We start from the raw sequence: 20,822 nt of genomic DNA, 5'->3' as shown, positions 1-20,822 counted from the left end.
AAAAACGTACAATACATTAGATAAATTCTAAAATTGCCAGCAGCATCTGAAATATTTGCGTTTGATATTTATAATCATCCAAACTGAAACGACACAGGAGTCATAGCCGTTTCATTATGAAACAACACGTCGAAATTTGTTCTACCCTTTTATTTCCTCAAAGATATTTCATCGTTAAATTCCAACATTGGCTGACTATTCTAATCAGCGTAAATATCAGGAGAAATAATGTATGGCGAGGATGCGTGCAATTGAAGCCGCGGTAGAAATACTGAAAAAAGAAGGCATTAGCGTCGCTTTTGGTGTACCCGGCGCAGCAATAAATCCACTCTATGCCGCGATGAAAAAATCAGGCGGAATTGATCACATTCTGGCCCGTCATGTCGAGGGCGCTTCGCATATGGCTGAAGGTTACACACGCAGCCATAATGGCAATATTGGTGTTTGTATCGGCACATCGGGACCTGCAGGTACGGACATGATCACCGGGCTTTATTCCGCTTCTGCTGATTCAATTCCTATTCTCTGTATAACTGGTCAGGCCCCTGTAGGAAAACTTCATAAAGAAGATTTTCAGGCTGTTGATATTGAGGCTATCGCCACACCTGTCACTAAAATGGCACGAACAATTCTCGAAGCTGGTCAGTTACCAGGAATATTTCAGAAAGCCTTTTGGGAAATGCGTTCAGGTCGCCCCGGTCCGGTTCTTTTGGATCTCCCTTTTGATGTTCAGATGGCCGAAATTGAGTTTGATATCGATCTCTACCAGCCATTAACTCCCTGGCAACCTCAGGCAACTCTGGCCCAGGCAGAACGCGCATTGAAAATGCTAAACAGCGCCGAAAAACCGGTAATCGTAGCTGGCGGTGGCATTATTAATGCCGAAGCGAGCGAACTGTTGCGCGAATTTGTTGAGTTAACCGGCGTTCCCGTCATTCAAACATTACGCGGTTGGGGCGCATTATCAGACGATCACCCTTTAATGATTGGCCGCATGGGATGTCAGGCTGGCCACCGCTATGGCAACGCCAGTTATCTGGCCTCTGATTTTGTTTTTGGCATCGGCAACCGTTGGGCTAATCGCCATACCGGAGCGATTGAAACCTATACCGCAGGTCGCAAATTCATTCATGTTGATATCGAACCAGCGCAAATTGGTCGGATTTTTGCGCCAGATCTGGGCATTGTTTCTGATGCTCATAGTGCTTTGACTCTATTTATTCAGGTTGCTCGCGATATGAAAGCACGCGGCGAGCTAAAAGATCACGGTCACTGGGTTGCCGAATGTGCCGAACGCAAACGCAGTATGTTACGCCGTTCCGACTTTGATAGTACGCCCATCAAGCCACAGCGCGTTTATCATGAAATGAATAAGGTTTTCGGACCGGAGACGCGCTATATCTCAACAATTGGTCTGGCGCAAATTGCCGCTAACCAATTTTTGCATGTTTACCGCCCACGCCACTGGATTAATGCCTGTCAGGCTGGGCCGCTAGGCTGGACAATGCCCGCGGCACTGGGCGCGGTAAAAGCTGATCCGTCTGTTCCCGTTGTGGCAATATCCGGCGACTACGATTTTCAATTCTTAATTGAAGAGTTAGCAGTCGGGGCGCAATTTAACCTTCCTTATATCCATATTTTACTGAACAACGCTTATCTTGGATTAATTCGCCAGTCACAGCGTGCATTCGATATTGACTATTGTGTTCAACTGTCATTTGAAAATATTAATGCTCCAGAAGTTAACGGTTATGGTGTTGATCATAAATCGGTAGTTGAAGGATTAGGTTGTAAAGCGATTCGTGTTTTCGCCCCGCAAGATATCGAACCGGCACTGCAAGAAGCTCAGCGCTTGCGCGATGAATTTCGCGTACCTGTGGTCGTGGAAATTATTACCGAACGTGTGACTAATATCGCTATGGGACCTGACATTAATAAAGTCACCGAATTTGAAGAAATTCTCGATTTATAAGGAGCAAGGATTATGGCAAAATTTGCAGCAAATTTATCTATGCTCTTTACCGAGCATCCATTTATTGAACGTTTTGCACAGGCAAGTCACGCAGGATTCCATGGCGTTGAATATCTTTTTCCCTATGACTTCTCCGCCGATAAGTTAGCTTCGCAATTGCATCAGCATAATCTGATACAAGTTCTGTTTAATCTTCCAGCGGGTAACTGGCAGGATGGCGAGCGAGGCATCGCATGTCATCCTGGTCGAGTAAAAGAATTTCAGGAAGGCGTGTTCAAAGCAATAGAGTATGCACAACTTCTTGATTGCAAACAAATTAATTGTCTTGCAGGCAAACATCCCGGTGGTTATTCGCACGAGCAATGCCATGAAACACTGGTCGAAAATTTACGTTATGCAGCAGAAAGACTGTCCTCTCATGGGATAAAACTGGTTCTTGAAGCCATTAATACCAAAGATATCCCCGGTTTTTTTGTTAACAACACCCAACAAGCTCTCAATATCATTCATGATGTAAACCATCCTAATTTGCGCTATCAATATGATATTTATCATATGCAAATTATGGAAGGGAATATTGCCATAACACTTAAAAACAATCTGGAGAGTATTGGACACATTCAATTAGCTGATAACCCTAGACGCCATGAACCGGGTACTGGTGAGATTAATTACCCATGGTTGCTAAATTATATTGACCAGATAGGTTATCAGGGCTGGATTGGTTGTGAATATATACCATCAACAACTACTACAGAAAGTTTAAGCTGGATTAAATAATACTCACATTTAATTTATGAGGATATTCAGTATGAATATTGGATTTATCGGTACAGGTATAATGGGTAAACCAATGGCTTATAATTTACAACAAGCCGGACATACTCTCTATTTTTCGACACATTTCGAACCCGCACCGCAAGAACTTATTGGGGAGCATGGCATTGTTTGTGCCACTCCCCATGAAGTCACGCAGAAATGTGAGATTATCATCACCATGCTTCCTGACACACCTCATGTTGAGGATGTTTTTTTTCATTCCCGGTATGGCGTAATACACGGTTTAAGCCACGGGAAAATTGTCATCGATATGAGTTCAATTTCTCCGGTCGCCACAAAAGCATTTGCGCAACGTATTATCGCAACAGGTGCGGAATATATTGATGCGCCAGTCTCTGGTGGCGAAGTAGGTGCAAAAGCCGGAACGCTTTCCATTATGGTCGGCGGGCCTGAAGACGTGTATTTGCAAATCAAACCAATTCTGGAATTGATGGGCAAAAATATCACCCTGGTCGGTAATGTAGGCGATGGTCAAACGTGTAAAGTCGCTAACCAAATCATTGTCGCATTGAATATTGAAGCGGTAGCTGAAGCCCTGCTATTTGCCAGTAAATCAGGTGCCGATCCCGCTCGTGTACGTGAAGCTCTGATGGGCGGTTTCGCTTCCTCTCGTGTGTTGGAAGTTCACGGTGAGCGGATGATCAAAGGAACATTTGAACCCGGTTTTCGTATTAGCCTGCATCAAAAGGATCTGAATCTGGCGCTGGAGAATGCACGCCTGTTAAACACACCGCTTCCTAATACGGCGACAACGCAACAGCTATTTAGCACCTGCGCCGCGCTTGGCGGTAAAGAATGGGATCATTCCGCTTTAATCCGGGCGCTTGAAACGCAAGCTAATTACACCATCCGTAAATAATAAATAAAGGGAGCCGCAGGTTCCCTTTGTTCACTCGTTGCACTCCCCCTATTTTGAGAGACCAGCTATGAAGATAGTCATCTCCCCCGACTCCTTTAAAGAATGCCTTCCCGCCTGGAAAGTTGCCGAAGCGTTGGCAACTGGCTGGCGTAAGGTTCTGCCAGGCAGCCAACTGGTGTGTTTGCCCGTGGCTGATGGCGGCGAAGGAACACTCGAAACACTCATTCATGCAACTCATGGAACGTTTTACACTAAAACGGTCACCGGACCACTTGGCGAATCAAGACATGCGCAATACGGTATCTTAGGCAACCAAACTACCGCAGTGATAGAAATAGCGCAGGCTTCTGGACTGGAACTGCTTTCTCCGGTCCAGCGTTCCCCTCTTTATACGACGTCGTTTGGAACCGGAGAACTTATTCTCGCCGCACTGGAACACAATATTGATACCGTTATTCTGTGCCTTGGCGGCAGTGCCACCAATGATGGCGGTATTGGGTTGATGTCGGCACTGGGTGCGCTGTTCACCGATGCTGATGGAAACTCGGTTTCGGTGAATGGTATGGGACTGTCAGCTATCCACCAAATTGACTTACAGCACCTCGATCCGCGATTGAAAAATGTGAAATTTATTGCGGCCTGTGATGTCACCAATCCACTAACTGGTGAGAACGGCGCAACCCGAGTTTTCGGCCAGCAAAAAGGGGCCAGCGCTGATGACCTCGAGCAGCTGGAGCAGGGAATGCAAAATTATGCCGATTGCATCCGTCGCTGTTGCGGTAAAGACATCAATGCGATCCCAGGAACCGGGGCAGCTGGCGGTGTTGGCGCAGCATTAATGGCTTTTTTGGATGCTCGCCTACAACCGGGTATTTCGCTCGTGCTGGAAGCTATTCAATATACCCAGCATTTAAAATACGCGGCGTTAGCGATTGTTGGCGAAGGTAAATTAGACAGCCAAAGCCTGAATGGAAAAGCGCCTGTTGGCGCAGCCAAAATTGCCCACATGATGGGAGTTCCGGTGGTTGCTATAGCGGGATATATCGACAATCAGCTTGATCTTAATGAACTCCGTCAATGCGGGATTGACGCCTGTTTTTCTGTCATCAACGGTCCTTGTGATTTACCAACCGCGCTGAGTCAGGGGGAAGATAATCTAATTCGTCTTGGGGAAAATTTGGCGGGATATTTTCGCGCGGTCTTGAGCTAATTTCCGGCCGGGAAAATGCCCGATAAAGTAAACTATCGGGCATACCTGAACACTATCATTCACCTATCTCGTTTTTCTCTTCAACCGCAAGCTGCATCAAAAAACTCTTCAATAAAATAAACACTACGCCGCAAAGCGGTAGTCCGGCCAGAATAGAGACCGTTTGTAACGGTTGCAGACTCTGCGCATCAAGAAGATAGAGTGTGATTGCGACCACTCCGGTTATTATCAACCAAAATGCCACATTCCAGAATGCAGGCTCGCTCTCACAATCTGCTCGCTTTTGCGTCGCAAAGCCGAGGGCATAACCGACAGTACAATGCCCGGTAATATATGAAATTAACGCAATTGCGCCAAAAGCGACCAAAAATACCTGACTAACAGGGAGTTGTTCCAGTAAGCGAGAAACCACAACACCACGCCCCTGCTCGTTGAGTATGGGAACAAAATCAATAATATGAGTTGTCTGCAAAGATAAGCCGAAATTAGCCAGCACCATGTAGAAAACCATACATCCCAATGAACCGGCCAGAATCCCACATACTATCAATTGCCGAATTGTTCTTCCTTTTGAAATACGGGCAATAAATAAACCGAATGGGATGGCATACACAACCCACCATGAGAAATAAAATACAGTCCACATCTGTGGAAATCCGCTACGACCGATGGCGTCGGTACTTAAACTCATCGCGACAAAGTTTTGCAGCATCAGGCCGAGACCATCAATAGATTGATTAAGAATAAACGCCGTCGGACCGCAAACCAGGATCGCCAGTAGCATTAATATATCTGCACGAATATTCCAGTTACTGGCCCAGGCCATACCTTTTTTAAGGCCAAAAAAGAGAATTAATAATGGTACAAGAGTCCAGACAAAAATAACCATAACATTAATAAACCACCCGGAGGGATCCAGATGGAACACATGACAAAATACGGCAGAAATCATCGGAGTTCCCAGCGCCAGAGAGGTAACCGCACCGCCGAGCAAACCAAACATATAGAAGAAATTAATTAAATGTCCGTAAAAACCGTCTGCATGCGCTCCCAGATATCCGCGACATAAATCACTCACTTTTAGCGATGTTGTTTTCTTTACATGCATAAACCAACCAATGGGAACAGCACAAATCAGATACCATGCCCATGCAGATGGTCCCCAATGGAACATACCGTAAGCAGAAGCCCAACGAGCAGCCTGATCGCTTCCTGCTGCCGCACCAAAAGGCGGTTGCTGAATGATCCAAATCCACTCTACAGAGGCCAGATATAACAGACTTCCACCGGTTCCTGAGGTAAAAATGAGTCCAAGCCAGGTCAGTAAACTAAAATCAGGTTTCTCACCTGGAGTGCCTAACAAAATATTGCCATAACGAGAAAAAGCTAACCACAAGCAGCATAACACCACCAGAAAGGTCATGACTAAAAAAATGCCGCCCATTTCCCATGTCAAATAGTGATGCATTTTATTAATATAAAAGCTGGTCTCTTGTGGAAATATAGTCAAACACATGATAACTCCGGCAATAAATAGTATTGCCGGAATAAACACATTCAGTTCAATAAGCGAAAATCTTTTTTTAATATATTGCATGTTAGCCGCCTGAATGATCTCATTCAACGAGTACGAATATTTCGCCGCTCTTTCTTCATTTTTTGTAATTGTCGGGAAAGACACAGAGAAAAGAAGGCGAAAAGCAGCGAGAGAGCACCAATACAATACAGTGTGATTCCGTGTTGATGTTGTCGCAGCATAAAGAAAAATATCCCTAAAAAGAGACCGCAGAGAATTGTGACTATCCAGTAATTAGCACTTAAATGCTCCAGCTCATCATCCCTCATGGTATTTCTCCTGCAAGGCGCAGAGAACTTTCGGCTCTCTGCACCCCATGGTTATGCCAGACGTACGCCCTGCTGTTGCAGCGTATTTTGCAAATCGGGAATCGCAACCTGGCGTACGGTGCAATGTTGCTGTAGTGAAACCGCCGCGGCAGTACCAGCGGCCTCACCGGTGACAGCACAACACATCATGTTGCGCATGGAGGTATGTGCAACCACGCCTGCCGAAATGCAGCGACCGGCGACCAGAAGGTTTTCTACTTTTTGCGGCACCAGACAGCCGTAAGGGATCTGAAAGAAACGCCCGGTCGTTGGCAAAATGAGATAACCAGACCCATCAATGAATTCCGGGAAGATCCCTACGCTATCTGCGCATCGCCCCTGGTTCAGGACATAATCATCGGCAATACGAATTTCCCCCTCAATAAGTCGTGATTCTCGTGTTCCCAGCGTAGCGCCAAAATTGCGTAACCGTACATTTTCAAAACCCGGAACATAGTGACGTAAAGCGTCAATCGCCCATAATGCTTGCTGCCTTCCAGCAATCTCTGCTTTGGTTAAATCGAAGACATCTGTACAGTCAAAACCAAAGGCGTACACCATATTCATCTGGAAAGCCTCGCCGCTTTCAGAAAAGGTTGACCAGGTTCCTGCAATCGCCTGCGCGTCGCCTGGAATAACACCATCTTGTTGCGCGCGGGTAAAAATATCCTCCATATAAGGGCTGAACATCTGGTCTTCTTTACCTGTGGTTTGAATCGTCCAGTTCTTCCCCCAATCCGCATAGGTCGGCTTAAGTTCTTCCTCAACAAAACGATTAAAGCGTGCCACATCAACACCTGCGCAACTGAACATCACCGTGACGCCCATCAGTTGGTCCTTGCTCCGTTTCGTCCAGGGTGCACCTGCGCGAGCAGCAACGTCAGCATCTCCCGTACAATCGACGATTCTTTCCGCCAGAATTGCCCCACGACCTGATTTATTCTCGACGATCACACCGCGTAACGTATCACCTTCCTTTATCACATCCACGACCCAGGAGTGATATAGCGGTTCAACGCCAGCTTCTGTGATCATTTGATCGGCGACAACTTTAAACCCTTCTGTATCAATAACTTCGCTAATGGACTGCGGTTCTGGCCGTGTGAAACCCAGCGCACGCGCCCGGCTTTCATATTCACGACAGATCCCTTCACAATCTTCCGTCCCCGGATGACGATACCAGGCAAAACTTTCCACCCCGACCTGCGTCAGTACACCGCCGAGCGAACCATAACGCTCAACGATCATAGTCCTGGCGCCTAACCGCCCTGCCGCAATGGCTGCGGATAATCCTGCCGGACCGCCACCGATCACCAAAACATCTGTTTGTACAATGACTGGCGTTTGCCGTGCATTCTCATAAATCATGTCCACTATTTGTTCTCCCTATACCCGAACTCAGGATGTGCAATCCGCATTGCTTTGAGTAATTTCATTACCTTGATTTTTACTTTTACGATTCACTCGCTGGAGAACCAGCGCGGCAATAAGGCCGATGAACGCACAAACCAACATGAACAGGAAGACATCCTGGTAACCGGCAATCCCCGGTTTACGGTCGACCATATTTCCCACCATCGTGTAGCAGTAGATTTCTGGAAAATAGGTTAGTAAAGAGATCAAGCCAGCAGCGGTCCCTGTGACTTTTGCCGGGATCCGTACTTCATCAATAATTGAGAAGAACACTGCATTCGCGGAGTAAATAAACACGCCAAGCGCAACCATATTCGCCAACGCAATGGTAATGTAACGAGATTCGCCGGGCAGGAAGAAATAAACGGTAGTAAAGACAATCATGCCGATGAAGGCGTAGATCATAAAACGCGTACGTGATGCGCAACGGTCAGCCAGTTGTCCGCCAATTAACCCGCCCATCGCAAATAACACATAGGCACGCAGAATACTGGCAACCGCTACTTCCGATTCTCCCATATGTAGGATCTGTGTAAGATACGGGGTCACCATGCCAAAACCGATATAAATTGACCACATGCAGAAGGTCACAATTCCGGCTAACCAAACCGTCGGCATTTTCAGCACGAAGGCCATATCCGCCAGGCGAAAATTCGCTTTATCTTCGCTGTGCGTTTCATCCTGACAAACAAACCAGGCTAAAACCCCGGTCAGAATAGTTACCACAGAATAGAAGATAATTGTTGCCCGTAACCCATCGACACCCTCGCCAAATTTGGCAAATACCGGTACAGAAAGAAAACCCAGTACAATGGAGGTTAATCCCTTACCAAGAAACCAGTAACCATATAAACGCCCCTGTTCTTCACTGGAACCCAAAGTGCGAATGATACGTACACATACAGCCCAAAACGTAAATACGGTTGTCACGGCCCAAAGCGCATGTAACAGACAGATCATGGTATACGAGGGGAATGTCGCATAATAAAATCCGCTTATCCCGGTGGAAATTAATGAAAAGGTCATTAATTTACGAGCAGAAAATCTATCGGCTGCCCAGCCGCCAGGTAAATATAATACAAAGTTAACCAAGCCATACGCTGTCATTAAAAAACCAAGTTCAGCGTTGGTTGCTCCGGTAGCCTGTTGCATCGCATCGTAATAGGTTTCCCGAAGATAAGGTAATTTATATATTGCACTTCCGGCAATACCGCATAACGCCAGCGTGATCCAACGTTTCCAGTTATTGGTCATATTCATTCCCGAATGAAGTATTAAAAATGCCACCAGCGGCCTGCTTTGCACAGGCCGTTTTATTTTTTAAAGTCCTAAATGATGCGCGGTCAGAATTGCGGAAAGAACGTCCTGCGCAGTTACCACAAATGGCATATTATGGATAGTTTCCCCTTCAGCAGTGGCTGCTTCAGCAACTGCCAGTAATTTATCTTTATTAATTTCTTTCACTCCCAACATATGGAGATTGGTTGGCAAGCCAACACTGCGACAGAAACTCAATACAGTATCAATTTCTTGCTGTGGCGCATTTTCCAGCACTAACTGTACCAGGACGCCAAATGCTACTTTTTCACCATGATAGCAATGGTGACATTCGTCCAGTTGTGTCATGCCATTATGGATGGCATGGGCCGCAGCCAGACCACTACTTTCAAAACCAATACCGCTAAGATAGGTATTAGCTTCAATAATATTCTCGACTGCTTTGGTGCTAACGCCTTGTTCAACAGCGATTTTTGCCTTATAGCCATCTTCCAGCAACGTGGTATAACAGAGCCGGGCAATAGCCAATGCCGCCAGTGTCGATGCCCCACCTGCCATCGTGGCTTTTCCAGATATCTGATTTGCTCGCGCTTCAAACCAGGTCGACAATGCATCACCCATACCGGAAACCAGCAAACGCACTGGCGCGGCAGAAATAACGCCAGTATCCATAATCACCATATCGGGATTTTTCGGGAAAAACAGATATTCGCTAAACTGACCTTCCGGGGTATAAATTACCGCCAGTGAACTGGTTGGCGCATCTGTGGAAGCAATTGTTGGCACAACGACTACAGGAACTTTTTGGTAATATGCCACAGCTTTTGCTGTGTCCAGCGTTTTACCACCGCCAATACCAATAACGACATTATATTTGCGCTGATCAAATTTCCCACGGATTCGTGAAATTTCATTTTGCGAACACTCACCACAAAAAAGGTCAAAATCCGCAGTGATATTCTCTTTTGCAAAGCTCTTGTTAACCCTGTCACTCACCAGACCGGTAACGAATCCATCTGCAATAATTAATGGTTCAGTTCCTAAACTTGCCGCATATGTAGCAATATTATCCAGAGAACCATTCCCTTGAATATATTTACCCGGACTTATAATAATCTTATCCATGTCTTTCCTCGCGTAACTTGTTTTGCCTCACCGTTAACCTACTCGTTGCATCCAGTGACGGCAAATGTTTCATTCGCGAAAAATTATGTTTTATGATCACGCTGTAAAAAACATCATCCACGGATGATAATAAAAAATATTTTTTATGCTTTAATCACAATCCCCCAATCCTGTCACTGTTATCATTTCATTTTGAAACAGCGCTATGAATTAACTGTTTCATTATGAATCTTATTATCGAGTAGTTTGTTTTATCGCACTGGAGAATTAATCTCGCAAACATATTTAGCGCGATTTACGTAATTTATCAGAACAGGAATGACTATGAAGAAATTAATTAACCAGATTGATTCTGTTGTCACAGAACAAATGGAAGGACTCATCGCCACCTGGCCACATCTGCAGGCAAATTATGCTCCCCGGTATGTGTGGTGCAAACAAAACGATAATGCAGTGGCGCTGATTTCAGGCGGCGGCTCCGGCCACGAACCGCTACATGCAGGTTTTGTCGGCATGGGGATGTTAACCGGAGCTTGCCCCGGAGAAGTCTTCACGTCGCCAACGCCTGATCAAATGATCGAATGCGCCAAAGCGGTTGATAATGGTTCTGGCGTCCTGTTCTTCATCAAAAATTACACTGGCGATATTCTTAATTTCGAAACAGCAGTCGAGATGCTTCACGATGAAGGTATCGCTGTTGGCACAGTTATTATTGACGATGACGTGGCAGTAAAAGACAGCTTGTATACCGCCGGACGTCGCGGTGTTGCAGGCACGGTTTTTGTCGAGAAAATTGTCGGCGCGGCTGCGCTTCAGGGATATAACCTGGGACAATGCGAACAACTTGGCAAGGACGTCAACAATGCCACTCGCTCTTTTGGCGTTGCACTGTCGGCCTGTACCGTTCCCGCTGCCGGAAAACCCTCGTTTGAACTGGCGGATAATGAAATTGAATTTGGTGTCGGGATCCACGGAGAACCCGGTATTGAGCGCCGAACCTTACAAGATCTGAATGCTTTAATCGACAGCGTGATAGGGCAATTACTGGATAACACTCCCTGGCGACGCACGTTGCGCCATTGGGATCGCCACGCCGGAGTGTGGATTGACACATCCTCAATGAATGAGTCATTCGATAAAAATGCGGAATACATTGTATTAATTAACGGACTTGGCAGCACACCAGAATCAGAGTTATATGGTGTAACCAGGGGATTTATGCGCGCAGCACAGCGCCAGGGACTCAAAATTACGCGCCAGTTGGTCGGTAATTATTGCACTTCACTGGATATGGCAGGCTTTTCCATCAGTCTGCTGAAATGCACTCCAGAATTTTTGCAACTTTGGGATGCACCGGTCAATACACCTGCTCTTCGATGGGGATGTTAATAAGGATATTTTATGAAAATTCAAAGCAGACATATTATCGCCTGGCTTGGGAGTTGTGCAGCTCATTTCACTGAACAGCAAGACTTTTTAACCGCACTCGACAGAGATATTGGTGACGCCGACCACGGCCTCAATATGAATCGTGGTTTCAGTGCGGTCAAAGCAACCTTACCCGATATTGAACGTCAGCATATTGACAACATCCTGAAAAATACCGGCATGAAACTGCTTTCCAGCGTCGGCGGTGCCAGCGGTCCTCTTTATGGGACGTTATTTATTCGCACTTCTGCGGCGATCGGAGCCAGAACGGAATTAAGTCTGGAAGAGTGGTTAGCATGTCTGGAAGAAGGTATTGCCGGGGTAATCGCCCGAGGAAAGGCTGAACAAGGAGACAAAACACTGTGTGATGTCTGGGTTCCGGTTCTCAACGAAGCCAAAAAAAACCTGCAGGCTGGAATGTCGCCTTCCCTTCTGCTGAATACGATGGTGCAAGATGCTGCAACAGCAGTCGATAACACCATCAATATGCAGGCGAAAAAAGGACGAGCCAGCTACCTTGGCGCTCGTAGTGTAGGCCATCAGGATCCAGGCGCGACCTCTTCCTGGCTGATGATTAAGGCTATGCAGGAAGGATTCGCGGAATAAATTATGGTTGCCATTGTTATTGTTTCTCATAGTCTACGCCTGGCCCAGGGAATCGAAGAGTTAGCACAGCAGATGTCCGGTGGTGTCGTTCCTCTGGCCATTGCTGCAGGTATTGATGATCCGCAAAATCCGATTGGCACTGATGCCATTGCGATTATGTCTGCGATTGAATCAGTCTGGTCACCGGAAGGCGTTCTGGTACTCATGGATATGGGGAGTGCACTTCTTAGCACCGGGATGGCACTGGAATTGCTTTCTGAAGAGCAGAGAGGCGCTATCTATCTGCTGGCGGCACCGGTGGTGGAAGGCACCATGTCTGCGGTGACATCTGCCGCGGCGGGACTTTCGGTGACGGAGATTATCGCCGAAGTGGATCTTGCGCTGTGCGCTAAACAGCAGCAGCTCACGCCATTCTCTCCTGCGGGCGAAGTTGTGCCAACGGTATCACCAGTCAATCATTCCGATGAATGGCAAACCTTTTGCTGGACGATACGTAATCCCCACGGCATTCATGCCCGTCCGGCAGCCAGCATCCTGAAAGTATCAGCACAATATTCGGCAAACATTATCGTCATCAGAGGAGATAAACGCGCCAGCGCCCGCAGTCTCAATGAACTGGCGATGCTGGGTGCTCGCTGTGGCGATGAAATCACCTTCAAGGCGGAAGGTGTCGATGCCAGTGACGCTCTCAAGGCAATTGAAACGTTGGCGAAAAATCATTTTGGCGAAGCTCACTTGCTCGCTTCTTCAGAGATTCCGATAACGGCAACGCCTGTGGCCAGCTCCCCTGTCGATGGCGCAATCACAGGTTTGTCAGTACAAAATGGTATCGCTACTGGCCCGGTTAAATGGTTTACCTGCGAGATACCGGAAATTACACATCGAACCCCCGATTCTCCACAGGAAGAACTGTCGCAAATTGAGTTTGCAATCGACGTTGTGGTTCACCAACTTGCCGATAAAGCGGCAGGGTCTGAAGGTGATATTTTTGCCGCCCATAAGATGATGCTTGAAGATCCAGAGATTAACCGGCAATTACAACGAAGCCTGGCAAAGGGTAAACAGGCTGAATTCGCATGGTTAGAAGTCATGGAAGCGCTGACAGAACAATATTGTCAGGCGGAGACACTCTATTTACGTGAACGCGAGGCAGATATCCGCGACCTTTCGCGTCAGGTACTGAACCAACTTTGCGGGGTAAGTGAGCAACACTTTATAACTACCGCGCCCTGCATTTTGTTAGCTAACGATCTTTTGCCATCACAGATAGCCAGCCTGAATAAAGCGCACATTCTTGGTATCTGTCTTCATAACGGCGGAACAACTTCACACACGGCGATTCTGGCCAGAGCAATGGGTATTCCTGCCATTGTGAAGGCAAATATCACCCCGCAAACCGTCCGCGATAACGAAACGGTCATTCTTGATGGTGAAACAGGGCGTTTATGGCTACAGCCGGATGAGGTTACCCGTCTGGATTTACTGCAACGTGCCGAAGCATGGCAACAGCAAAGGGAGAGTCAGTTAGCCGATGCCATGATGCCTGCAACTACACAGGGTGGTCGTAAAATTAGCGTGCTGGCGAACATCGGAGACCTGCAAGACATTGATGCCGCGCTATCTCACGGGGCTGAGGGCGTTGGTTTGTTGCGCACAGAGTTTTTATTTCATGAGGCTGCAACGTTACCCGACGAAGAAGAGCAGTTCCGCGTGTATTGTTCTGTTGCCTGTGCTTTTGGCGATAAACCTGTCACTATCCGTACTCTGGATATTGGCGGTGACAAGCCATTACCTTCATATCCTTTACCCGCAGAGGACAACCCATTCCTTGGCCTTCGTGGTATCCGGTTATGCCTGGCGCATCCGCAAATATTTATTCCGCAATTACGCGCACTTCTTCGGGCCGGGAAAGAATATCCAACTCTACAAATTATGCTGCCGATGGTTTCAACGCTACAAGAGGTCAACGCCGTCAAAAAGTTGATACAAGAACAAGCAAAATTGTTGGGGATCCCGACAGAAAATCTCCCTGCCCTGGGAATTATGATTGAAGTTCCTGCCGCAGTGATGATTGCAGACAAATTAGCTTGCGAGGTCGATTTCTTCTCCATCGGCACTAACGATCTGACGCAATATATTATGGCGGCTGACAGGGGAAATAGTGCCGTCGCGGAACTGGTTGATTATCGTAATGACGCAGTCATTAAGGCTATTGATCTGGTGTGTCAGGCCGGACGTAACAATGAAATTCCGGTTAGTATGTGTGGCGAAATGGCCGGAGATACCCAGCAAACCGCAATTCTGCTCAACATGGGAATTGATAAGCTTAGTGCCAGTTCATCCCGACTTCCGGCATTAAAAGCGACCATCAGAACATCCCGCTAATGTGTTGCCCAACGCGATACGTCTGTACGTATCGCGTTTCTTATCGTTCACCCCTGCCCCAAACTCTGCCAGCTGCCATTTCGCCAGATCAGATCAAACGTTAATGGCTCATCGTCGTGGAATAGCATCATCTCCAGGCTGATCGCCAGATCGCGGCAATACGCCTCTTTAAGACTCACCTGCAAAGCGGCAATTCTTGGTTCATGAAATAAAAGCGCGGAACGCAACTGGCGGCAATACCAATTCTGGAGACATTTGTCGCTCTGGTTATGCCCTTGCCACTCGGGCATACCTGAAACCAGTAATGTTGGTAACGGTGAATGGGGGGAGTTAAAAAGTTGAAAGAGATCCCGGCATACGGAATCACGTAGCGATGATGTATTGTTTCCTGTGCTTTCAGGTAATACTGTCTGAAGTGATTGGCGCATCATTTTGCGCACTCCTGACGTCTGGCAATATATGCGGCTTGCCCTGAATATCGGGTACCACAGTATTGATGCTCATTTCCCATAACCATCCCTTTGTTCATTACATCCATGACAACCTGATACAGGCATAGCTTTTGCCCACAAAATATAAAACCTTACTTGCCAATGAATATCTACTGACTTTTCAAGAAAAAAAGCATGGTTTGATGGAGGTCATCAAACATAAAAAAATTTTACTAATATATTCCGAATAATTACGTAGATGAAAAATTTCGTGTTACTTAAATTTAATTTCAATGCGTTATTATTTGCTTTTATATAGTTTACTACATTCCATTGAGACATCTGCTTTTAATGAACGCTAACAACAAAAAGAACATCCCCAATACACCAGGCGAAAATAGCATTAAAGCTGACAACAATATAATAACAATAAATGTTATCTGGCTATAAGATATTTCTTCTTGAACAGTTTGAATGACTAAAAATGAGCGTTTTTTTATATTTCTTATCATCAATGTATTTTAGCATCGTTGTATTGACTTCATATACCTGCAACTAAAATATGTGATGATATGTTCTCACGCTTTATTTAAGGAATAAATTACACATTCTTTTCTGAACATAAATGAAATTTCTTTAACAGGATACAATACTATGTCTATACCTGGCAGCAATTCCATTCACAACCTTATTTCTACAACAAATCATTTCGCCCCGCATCCAGAAATCGACAACGAGCTACTATGCAGATATAAGCATGCGCGTCTAAATACAGAAAATATCTATGTTACGCCTCTTGAACGTGGAGATAACCATAATTACGATGGAGGAAGTGTCGTCGAAATTAGAAAACTTATGTTTGGTAATCAGGGATTCTGGCCATTTAATTACGTAACTGATGCGTGTCAAAAAGCTGATGGTGTTACAGTCAGAGGCAGAGTTGTCAGTCGTGAATGGGAAATCACATCAGAATTAGACGAAATATACGGTGGGAAATGTGAAAAAACACATGTAGCCGCAGAGTTAAACGCGGGTCTACGGCAGAACATAATTCTGGATTCCATTGTCGACTATACCATACATGAAATAACACTGGGCCCGGGTTGCAATATTCCAGGTTATGCAGGAACCACTATAGGATACATTGTAACTCTTCCCGTTGAACGAGCCCCAGAGTGGTCAAATGAACAGCCCCAAATTGATATCTATATTGATCAGATAATGACAGTGACAGGGGTATCAAATTCATCTGGATTCGTCTACGCAGCATTACTTAATGCCAATCCTCAGACTGGAATTAACCCAACAATCGGTCTGAATGCCTATCCAGACACCGCACCAGTCCACTCACGAATGGGATATGAGGTTATACCTGGAGACGAGAATATGGAGGTCAAACGCATGACTCTGCGCCCCGCGAATCATCCAGAACTGTTTGAATTAAACAACGGTGAATGGAAGTACATTGGTCAGTGATGATTAGAAAGTTAATCATCACCGAAATACCGTATGATTTATTTATCAAAATAAGCGCAAGATACATTTAAGCTTGCGCATATAATAATATCAGACGTCGACTTTATCCAACGGCCAGGAATCGAATAGATAGCCATCAAAATAAATATCATCAACGTTGGAAAACTCCAGCAGACGCTGTTTCACATTTTCCAGATGCTGCCACATTGCCAGTTTAGCCGCACGGGCGTCTTTTTTGATTAATGCTGCAAGGATCTGTTTATGATCGCCCAACCACTCTTTGCGATATAAGCTGTCATCCAGATGGCTGTGTAACTGGATCCACATTGGGTTATTTTCCCGCCACTGCCAGGACTGGCGAAACAACTCTACCAACATGCTGTTATGGGTAGCTTCAGCAATAGCAAGATGAAATTGCATATCGCCGCTTTCACTGCTGCCCGGCGCGCTGGAGGCCAGTTCGCGTTCTTCAAGCTGCAGTGCCTGGCGCATTTTCACAATATCTTCACGAGTGGCCTGCAAAGCAGCAAACTCGGCGATATTACTCTCAAGCAACTGGCGCGCCTGCAACAACTCAAAAGGCCCGGCATCGTTGCAGACGTTGGTATCTGCGCTCTCTGCACTCTGACGGGTTAAGCTGTCGAGAACATAAATACCTGCACCACGGCGTACTTCCACCAGCCCCTGGATTTCTAGCATGATCAACGCTTCGCGGACTACTGTACGCGTGACATCAAGCATTTCTGCGATTTCACGCTCCGGCGGCAGCCGTTCGCCAGGATTGTAAGGCGTCGTTATGATCAGATCGCGGATCATCGCCCCGACTTCCTGGTAAGGTCTTTGCGCAGAGGTGGCAGATTTCATGATGTTATGTCCGTTAAATGCGGTTAATCAAATTATTGCCGGATGCGGCGTAAACCTCTTATCCGGCTTATAAAGAGTGCGTATTCAAGAAATTGCGATTGACCTGTAGGCCCGATAAGTTTGTGTATCAGGCAATCTTATGTTGACCGTCAATTTAAAACTATACCATTTGCACAGGAAGTTGGCACGTACAGGCGGGCAAAAAAGCGAAAACTGGTCAACCAAATATTTATTTGATTGACCAGTAACTCTGTTGGGTAATCAGTTAGTTACAGAGCAGCAACACTCGCGCGGGCACCGCGCTCACACAGTTGCTGATACGCAGTCGTCACCGCGCCAACAAAGTCTGCATTCTGCGGCAGATCATCGGCAAAAATACCGCTCAGGCCCAGCAGCGCTTTCACGCGTTCTGCGCCCTGATACTGTGCGTTGATCTTCTGGAACTCCGCCAGCATCGGGTCTACCACGTCAATGGCATTACCTTGCTCATCCACACCCTGGGTATAACGCATCCAGCCAGCCACGCCAAGTGCCAGATGACGCCAGCTACCGCCGTTTTTCAGGTGCAAACGTACCGGGTCCAGCAGACGCTGCGGCAACTTCTGGCTGCCATCCATCGCGATCTGCCAGGTACGGTGACGCAGAGACGGGTTGCTGAAACGTTCGATCAACAGCGTCGCATACGCGTTCAGGTCAGTTCCTTCCGGCATCGACAGCGTTGGCGCTTGTTCCTGCATCATCAGAGCGAAAGCTGCTTTGCGATAATCCTCGTTAGTCATGGTGTCGGCAATAGTTTCATAACCGCCGAGGTAGCCGAGGTATGCCAGGAAAGAGTGGCTGCCGTTAAGCATACGCAGTTTCATCATTTCGAACGGAACAACGTCCGCAACGAACTGTGCGCCCACTTTATCCCAGTCCGGGCGACCATTAACAAAGTTGTCTTCAATTACCCACTGACGGAACGGTTCACAGGCAATGGCGCACGGATCGTAAACGCCCAGTTGATCGGCAATTTCCTGTAAGGTTTCAGGCGTCGCCGCCGGAACAATACGGTCAACCATGGTGCACGGGAAGGTGACGTTCTCTTCAATCCATGCCGCCAGTTGCGGGTCGCGCGCCTGAGCCAACCCGAGAACGGCAACTTTCGCTACATGACCGTTTTCACGCACGTTGTCGCAGGACATTACCGTAAACGCTTTCAGCCCTTTCTCACGACGCAGACGCAGCGCTTCTACGATGTAACCAATTGCGGATTTCGGCGTGGTCGGGTTTTCCAGATCGTGCTTAATCAACGGGTTATTGAGATCCAGTTGACCACTTGCCGCATCAGCGCAGTAACCTTTTTCCGTTACGGTCAGAGAGACAATCGCCGTCTGCGGACGCGCCATCGCATTGAGGATACCTTCACAACCGTCGATTTCCGGGTGCAGTGCTTCTTTCATCGAACCGATAATTTTCAGCTCGGTGCTTTCTGCGCCTTTTTCCGCCACGGTGTACAGCAGTTGCTGTTTTTTCAGGTTTTCGATCAGCACGCGATCGTTACCTGGCATCAGGTTAACTTCGCAGATCCCCCAATCGCTGTCGGTACTTTCCAGCAGGTGATGAGTGTACAGCGCCTGATGCGCGCGGTGAAACGCCCCGCAACCGAGGTGCACAATGCGTGATTCCAGACGAGAATGATCCCATGACGGGCGGGCAACCGGCAGATTGCTGTCAACAATAGTAGTCATCGTAAACTCCAGAATCCGTCTTCAGAGAGTGACGGCAAGGAAGAAGGAACCGGCACGGCGCGCAGCCATGCCGGTGGATATTAACGGCTAAAGAAAGCGCGCTGGATCGCCATTTCGACGCCGCGAACTTCGGCCAGGCCTTTCAGACGACCAATCGCAGAATAACCTGGGTTGGTTTTCTTCTTCAGGTCGTCCAGCATCTGATGACCGTGGTCCGGGCGCATCGGGATCAGGTCTTCTTTGCCTTCCGCTTTACGACGGTGTTCTTCTTCAACAATCGCTTTCACCACTTCGTACATATCAACGTCACCGTTCAGGTGCGCCGCTTCGTGGAAGGTTTTCGGGTTTTCTTCACGCATGGTGGAGCGCAGATGGGTGAAGTAAATGCGTGGACCAAACTGCTTGATCATATCAACCAGATCGTTGTCTGCACGCACACCGTAAGAACCGGTGCACATAGTGAAACCGTTCGCCATGCTATTTACGGTATCAACCATCCACTGCATATCTTCAATGGTGGAGACGATACGCGGCAGGCCGAGGATCGGGCGCGGCGGATCATCCGGGTGAACCGCCATACGCACGCCAACTTCTTCGGCAACCGGAATAATCGCTTTCAGGAAAACCGCAAAGTTTTCGCGCAGTTTGGCTTTGTCGATATCTTTGTACAGCTCCAGGTGCTTACGGAACTGATCGAGAGTGTAGCCTTCTTCCGCGCCTGGCAGACCGGCAATGATGTTACGGGTCAGACGTGCTTTGTCTTCGTCGCTCATGGTAGCGAAGCGTTCTGCAGCCTGAGCAATTTCTTCTTCGGTGTAATCCGCTTCTGCGCCTGGACGCTTCAGGATATGCATTTCAAACGCGGCGAATTCAATTTGGTCGAAACGCAGTGCTTTGGAACCGTCCGGCAGTACATATTCGAGGTCGGTACGGGTCCAGTCGAGCACCGGCATGAAGTTGTAGCACACGGTGCGAATGCCGCACTGCGCCAGGTTGCGCAGGGTCTGCTGATAGTTAGCGATCCACTGTTCGTAGTTACCGGTATGAGTTTTGATATCTTCGTGAATAGGCACGCTTTCCACGACGGACCACACCAGGCCCGCGTCTTCAACGATAGCCTTGCGTTTGAGGATCTCTTCGACGGACCACACTTCCCCATTCGGGATATGGTGCAGCGCGGTAACCACGCCAGTTGCGCCCGCCTGGCGGACATCAGCTAAAGAAACCGGATCGTTAGGGCCGTACCAGCGCCAGGTCTGTTCCATGGTTTTTCCTCTTTCACATAGTGGGTTCAACAGCGAAGAGACGCGGAACCCCGGAG

Annotated in this window: 16 protein-coding genes; 8 read left to right on the top strand and 8 right to left on the bottom strand. The window is 47.3% G+C overall.

Translation table 11 applies throughout. The features are described 5' to 3' along the window. The first annotated feature begins 232 nt into the window (after nt 1-232). From gcl to PS053_RS17765, 4 genes are all read left to right on the top strand, one after another. Nucleotides 233-1,972: a glyoxylate carboligase gene (gene gcl / locus PS053_RS17780; RefSeq protein WP_059227969.1), complete on the top strand. Its 1,740-nt coding sequence runs from the start codon at nt 233-235 to the stop codon at nt 1,970-1,972. A gap of 12 nt (nt 1,973-1,984) precedes the next feature. Continuing rightward, nucleotides 1,985-2,752, top strand: coding sequence for a hydroxypyruvate isomerase (gene hyi / locus PS053_RS17775; RefSeq protein ID WP_256878713.1), 768 nt, complete (start codon nt 1,985-1,987; stop codon nt 2,750-2,752). Between the two features lie 31 nt (nt 2,753-2,783). After that, nucleotides 2,784-3,671, top strand: a complete 888-nt coding sequence (locus tag PS053_RS17770) for a 2-hydroxy-3-oxopropionate reductase (RefSeq protein ID WP_001020475.1) — start codon at nt 2,784-2,786, stop codon at nt 3,669-3,671. A 67-nt stretch (nt 3,672-3,738) separates the two neighbouring features. Beyond that, nucleotides 3,739-4,881, top strand: a complete 1,143-nt coding sequence (locus PS053_RS17765) for a glycerate kinase (RefSeq protein ID WP_000706591.1) — start codon at nt 3,739-3,741, stop codon at nt 4,879-4,881. 55 nt (nt 4,882-4,936) lie between these two features. Here PS053_RS17765 and PS053_RS17760 read toward each other — a convergent pair whose 3' ends face one another. From PS053_RS17760 to PS053_RS17745, 4 genes are all read right to left on the bottom strand, one after another. Continuing rightward, the gene (locus tag PS053_RS17760) at nt 4,937-6,478 is read right to left on the bottom strand and encodes a BCCT family transporter (protein WP_256878714.1); all 1,542 of its coding nucleotides are present in this window, start codon (nt 6,476-6,478) and stop codon (nt 4,937-4,939) included. A 299-nt stretch (nt 6,479-6,777) separates the two neighbouring features. Next, nucleotides 6,778-8,142 (bottom strand): FAD-dependent oxidoreductase, encoded by a 1,365-nt coding sequence (locus tag PS053_RS17755; RefSeq protein WP_024165292.1) that lies wholly within the window; start codon nt 8,140-8,142, stop codon nt 6,778-6,780. Nucleotides 8,143-8,163: 21 nt separating this feature from the next. Beyond that, nucleotides 8,164-9,432, bottom strand: a complete 1,269-nt coding sequence (locus tag PS053_RS17750; RefSeq protein ID WP_000184045.1) for an MFS transporter — start codon at nt 9,430-9,432, stop codon at nt 8,164-8,166. Nucleotides 9,433-9,498: 66 nt separating this feature from the next. Then, a complete protein-coding gene (locus tag PS053_RS17745) occupies nt 9,499-10,581 on the bottom strand; it encodes a glycerol dehydrogenase (protein ID WP_256878715.1) in 1,083 nt (360 codons plus the stop codon). Nucleotides 10,582-10,905: 324 nt separating this feature from the next. On the opposite strand from PS053_RS17745, the gene dhaK reads away from it, so the two are divergent. From dhaK to ptsP, 3 genes are read left to right on the top strand one after another with little or no spacing between them, the layout of a single operon-like run. Next, a complete protein-coding gene (gene dhaK, locus PS053_RS17740) occupies nt 10,906-11,970 on the top strand; it encodes a dihydroxyacetone kinase subunit DhaK (RefSeq protein ID WP_000733758.1) in 1,065 nt (354 codons plus the stop codon). Nucleotides 11,971-11,982: 12 nt separating this feature from the next. Then, nucleotides 11,983-12,615, top strand: coding sequence for a dihydroxyacetone kinase subunit DhaL (dhaL, locus tag PS053_RS17735; RefSeq protein WP_000701705.1), 633 nt, complete (start codon nt 11,983-11,985; stop codon nt 12,613-12,615). Nucleotides 12,616-12,618: 3 nt separating this feature from the next. Further along, complete coding sequence (gene ptsP, locus PS053_RS17730) at nt 12,619-15,000, top strand: phosphoenolpyruvate--protein phosphotransferase (protein WP_256878716.1); 2,382 nt, start codon at nt 12,619-12,621, stop codon at nt 14,998-15,000. A gap of 47 nt (nt 15,001-15,047) precedes the next feature. Here the strand turns inward: ptsP and iraD are convergent, their stop codons facing one another. Next, the gene (gene iraD, locus PS053_RS17725; protein WP_010341332.1) at nt 15,048-15,431 is read right to left on the bottom strand and encodes an anti-adapter protein IraD; all 384 of its coding nucleotides are present in this window, start codon (nt 15,429-15,431) and stop codon (nt 15,048-15,050) included. 654 nt (nt 15,432-16,085) lie between these two features. On the opposite strand from iraD, the gene PS053_RS17720 reads away from it, so the two are divergent. Then, the gene (locus PS053_RS17720) at nt 16,086-16,907 is read left to right on the top strand and encodes a DUF2686 family protein (protein WP_105198079.1); all 822 of its coding nucleotides are present in this window, start codon (nt 16,086-16,088) and stop codon (nt 16,905-16,907) included. 90 nt (nt 16,908-16,997) lie between these two features. Here the strand turns inward: PS053_RS17720 and uxuR are convergent, their stop codons facing one another. The 3 genes from uxuR to uxuA all read right to left on the bottom strand — a co-directional run bounded on the left by uxuR (nt 16,998) and on the right by uxuA (nt 20,766). Beyond that, nucleotides 16,998-17,771, bottom strand: a complete 774-nt coding sequence (gene uxuR, locus PS053_RS17715) for a Uxu operon transcriptional regulator (protein ID WP_059221712.1) — start codon at nt 17,769-17,771, stop codon at nt 16,998-17,000. Nucleotides 17,772-18,040: 269 nt separating this feature from the next. Then, a complete protein-coding gene (locus PS053_RS17710) occupies nt 18,041-19,501 on the bottom strand; it encodes a fructuronate reductase (RefSeq protein WP_059214704.1) in 1,461 nt (486 codons plus the stop codon). 80 nt (nt 19,502-19,581) lie between these two features. Beyond that, a complete protein-coding gene (gene uxuA, locus PS053_RS17705; RefSeq protein WP_000438585.1) occupies nt 19,582-20,766 on the bottom strand; it encodes a mannonate dehydratase in 1,185 nt (394 codons plus the stop codon). Nucleotides 20,767-20,822 lie beyond the last annotated feature (56 nt).

The sequence above is a fragment of the Escherichia albertii genome, assembly GCF_028622335.1.
Taxonomy (GTDB): domain Bacteria; phylum Pseudomonadota; class Gammaproteobacteria; order Enterobacterales; family Enterobacteriaceae; genus Escherichia; species Escherichia albertii.
Note: the sequence above shows the minus strand (reverse complement) of the source record. Positions and strands in the feature narration are given on the sequence as shown.

Coding starts and splice junctions, on each gene's coding strand:
- dhaK (WP_000733758.1), top strand. CDS start 10,906: ATGAAGAAATTAATTAACCAGATTGATTCTGTTGTCACAGAACAAATG.
- PS053_RS17710 (WP_059214704.1), bottom strand. CDS start 19,501: ATGACTACTATTGTTGACAGCAATCTGCCGGTTGCCCGCCCGTCATGG.
- PS053_RS17745 (WP_256878715.1), bottom strand. CDS start 10,581: ATGGATAAGATTATTATAAGTCCGGGTAAATATATTCAAGGGAATGGT.
- gcl (WP_059227969.1), top strand. CDS start 233: ATGGCGAGGATGCGTGCAATTGAAGCCGCGGTAGAAATACTGAAAAAA.
- PS053_RS17765 (WP_000706591.1), top strand. CDS start 3,739: ATGAAGATAGTCATCTCCCCCGACTCCTTTAAAGAATGCCTTCCCGCC.
- PS053_RS17720 (WP_105198079.1), top strand. CDS start 16,086: ATGTCTATACCTGGCAGCAATTCCATTCACAACCTTATTTCTACAACA.
- ptsP (WP_256878716.1), top strand. CDS start 12,619: ATGGTTGCCATTGTTATTGTTTCTCATAGTCTACGCCTGGCCCAGGGA.
- PS053_RS17770 (WP_001020475.1), top strand. CDS start 2,784: ATGAATATTGGATTTATCGGTACAGGTATAATGGGTAAACCAATGGCT.
- hyi (WP_256878713.1), top strand. CDS start 1,985: ATGGCAAAATTTGCAGCAAATTTATCTATGCTCTTTACCGAGCATCCA.
- uxuR (WP_059221712.1), bottom strand. CDS start 17,771: ATGAAATCTGCCACCTCTGCGCAAAGACCTTACCAGGAAGTCGGGGCG.
- iraD (WP_010341332.1), bottom strand. CDS start 15,431: ATGATGCGCCAATCACTTCAGACAGTATTACCTGAAAGCACAGGAAAC.
- PS053_RS17760 (WP_256878714.1), bottom strand. CDS start 6,478: ATGCAATATATTAAAAAAAGATTTTCGCTTATTGAACTGAATGTGTTT.
- uxuA (WP_000438585.1), bottom strand. CDS start 20,766: ATGGAACAGACCTGGCGCTGGTACGGCCCTAACGATCCGGTTTCTTTA.
- PS053_RS17750 (WP_000184045.1), bottom strand. CDS start 9,432: ATGACCAATAACTGGAAACGTTGGATCACGCTGGCGTTATGCGGTATT.
- dhaL (WP_000701705.1), top strand. CDS start 11,983: ATGAAAATTCAAAGCAGACATATTATCGCCTGGCTTGGGAGTTGTGCA.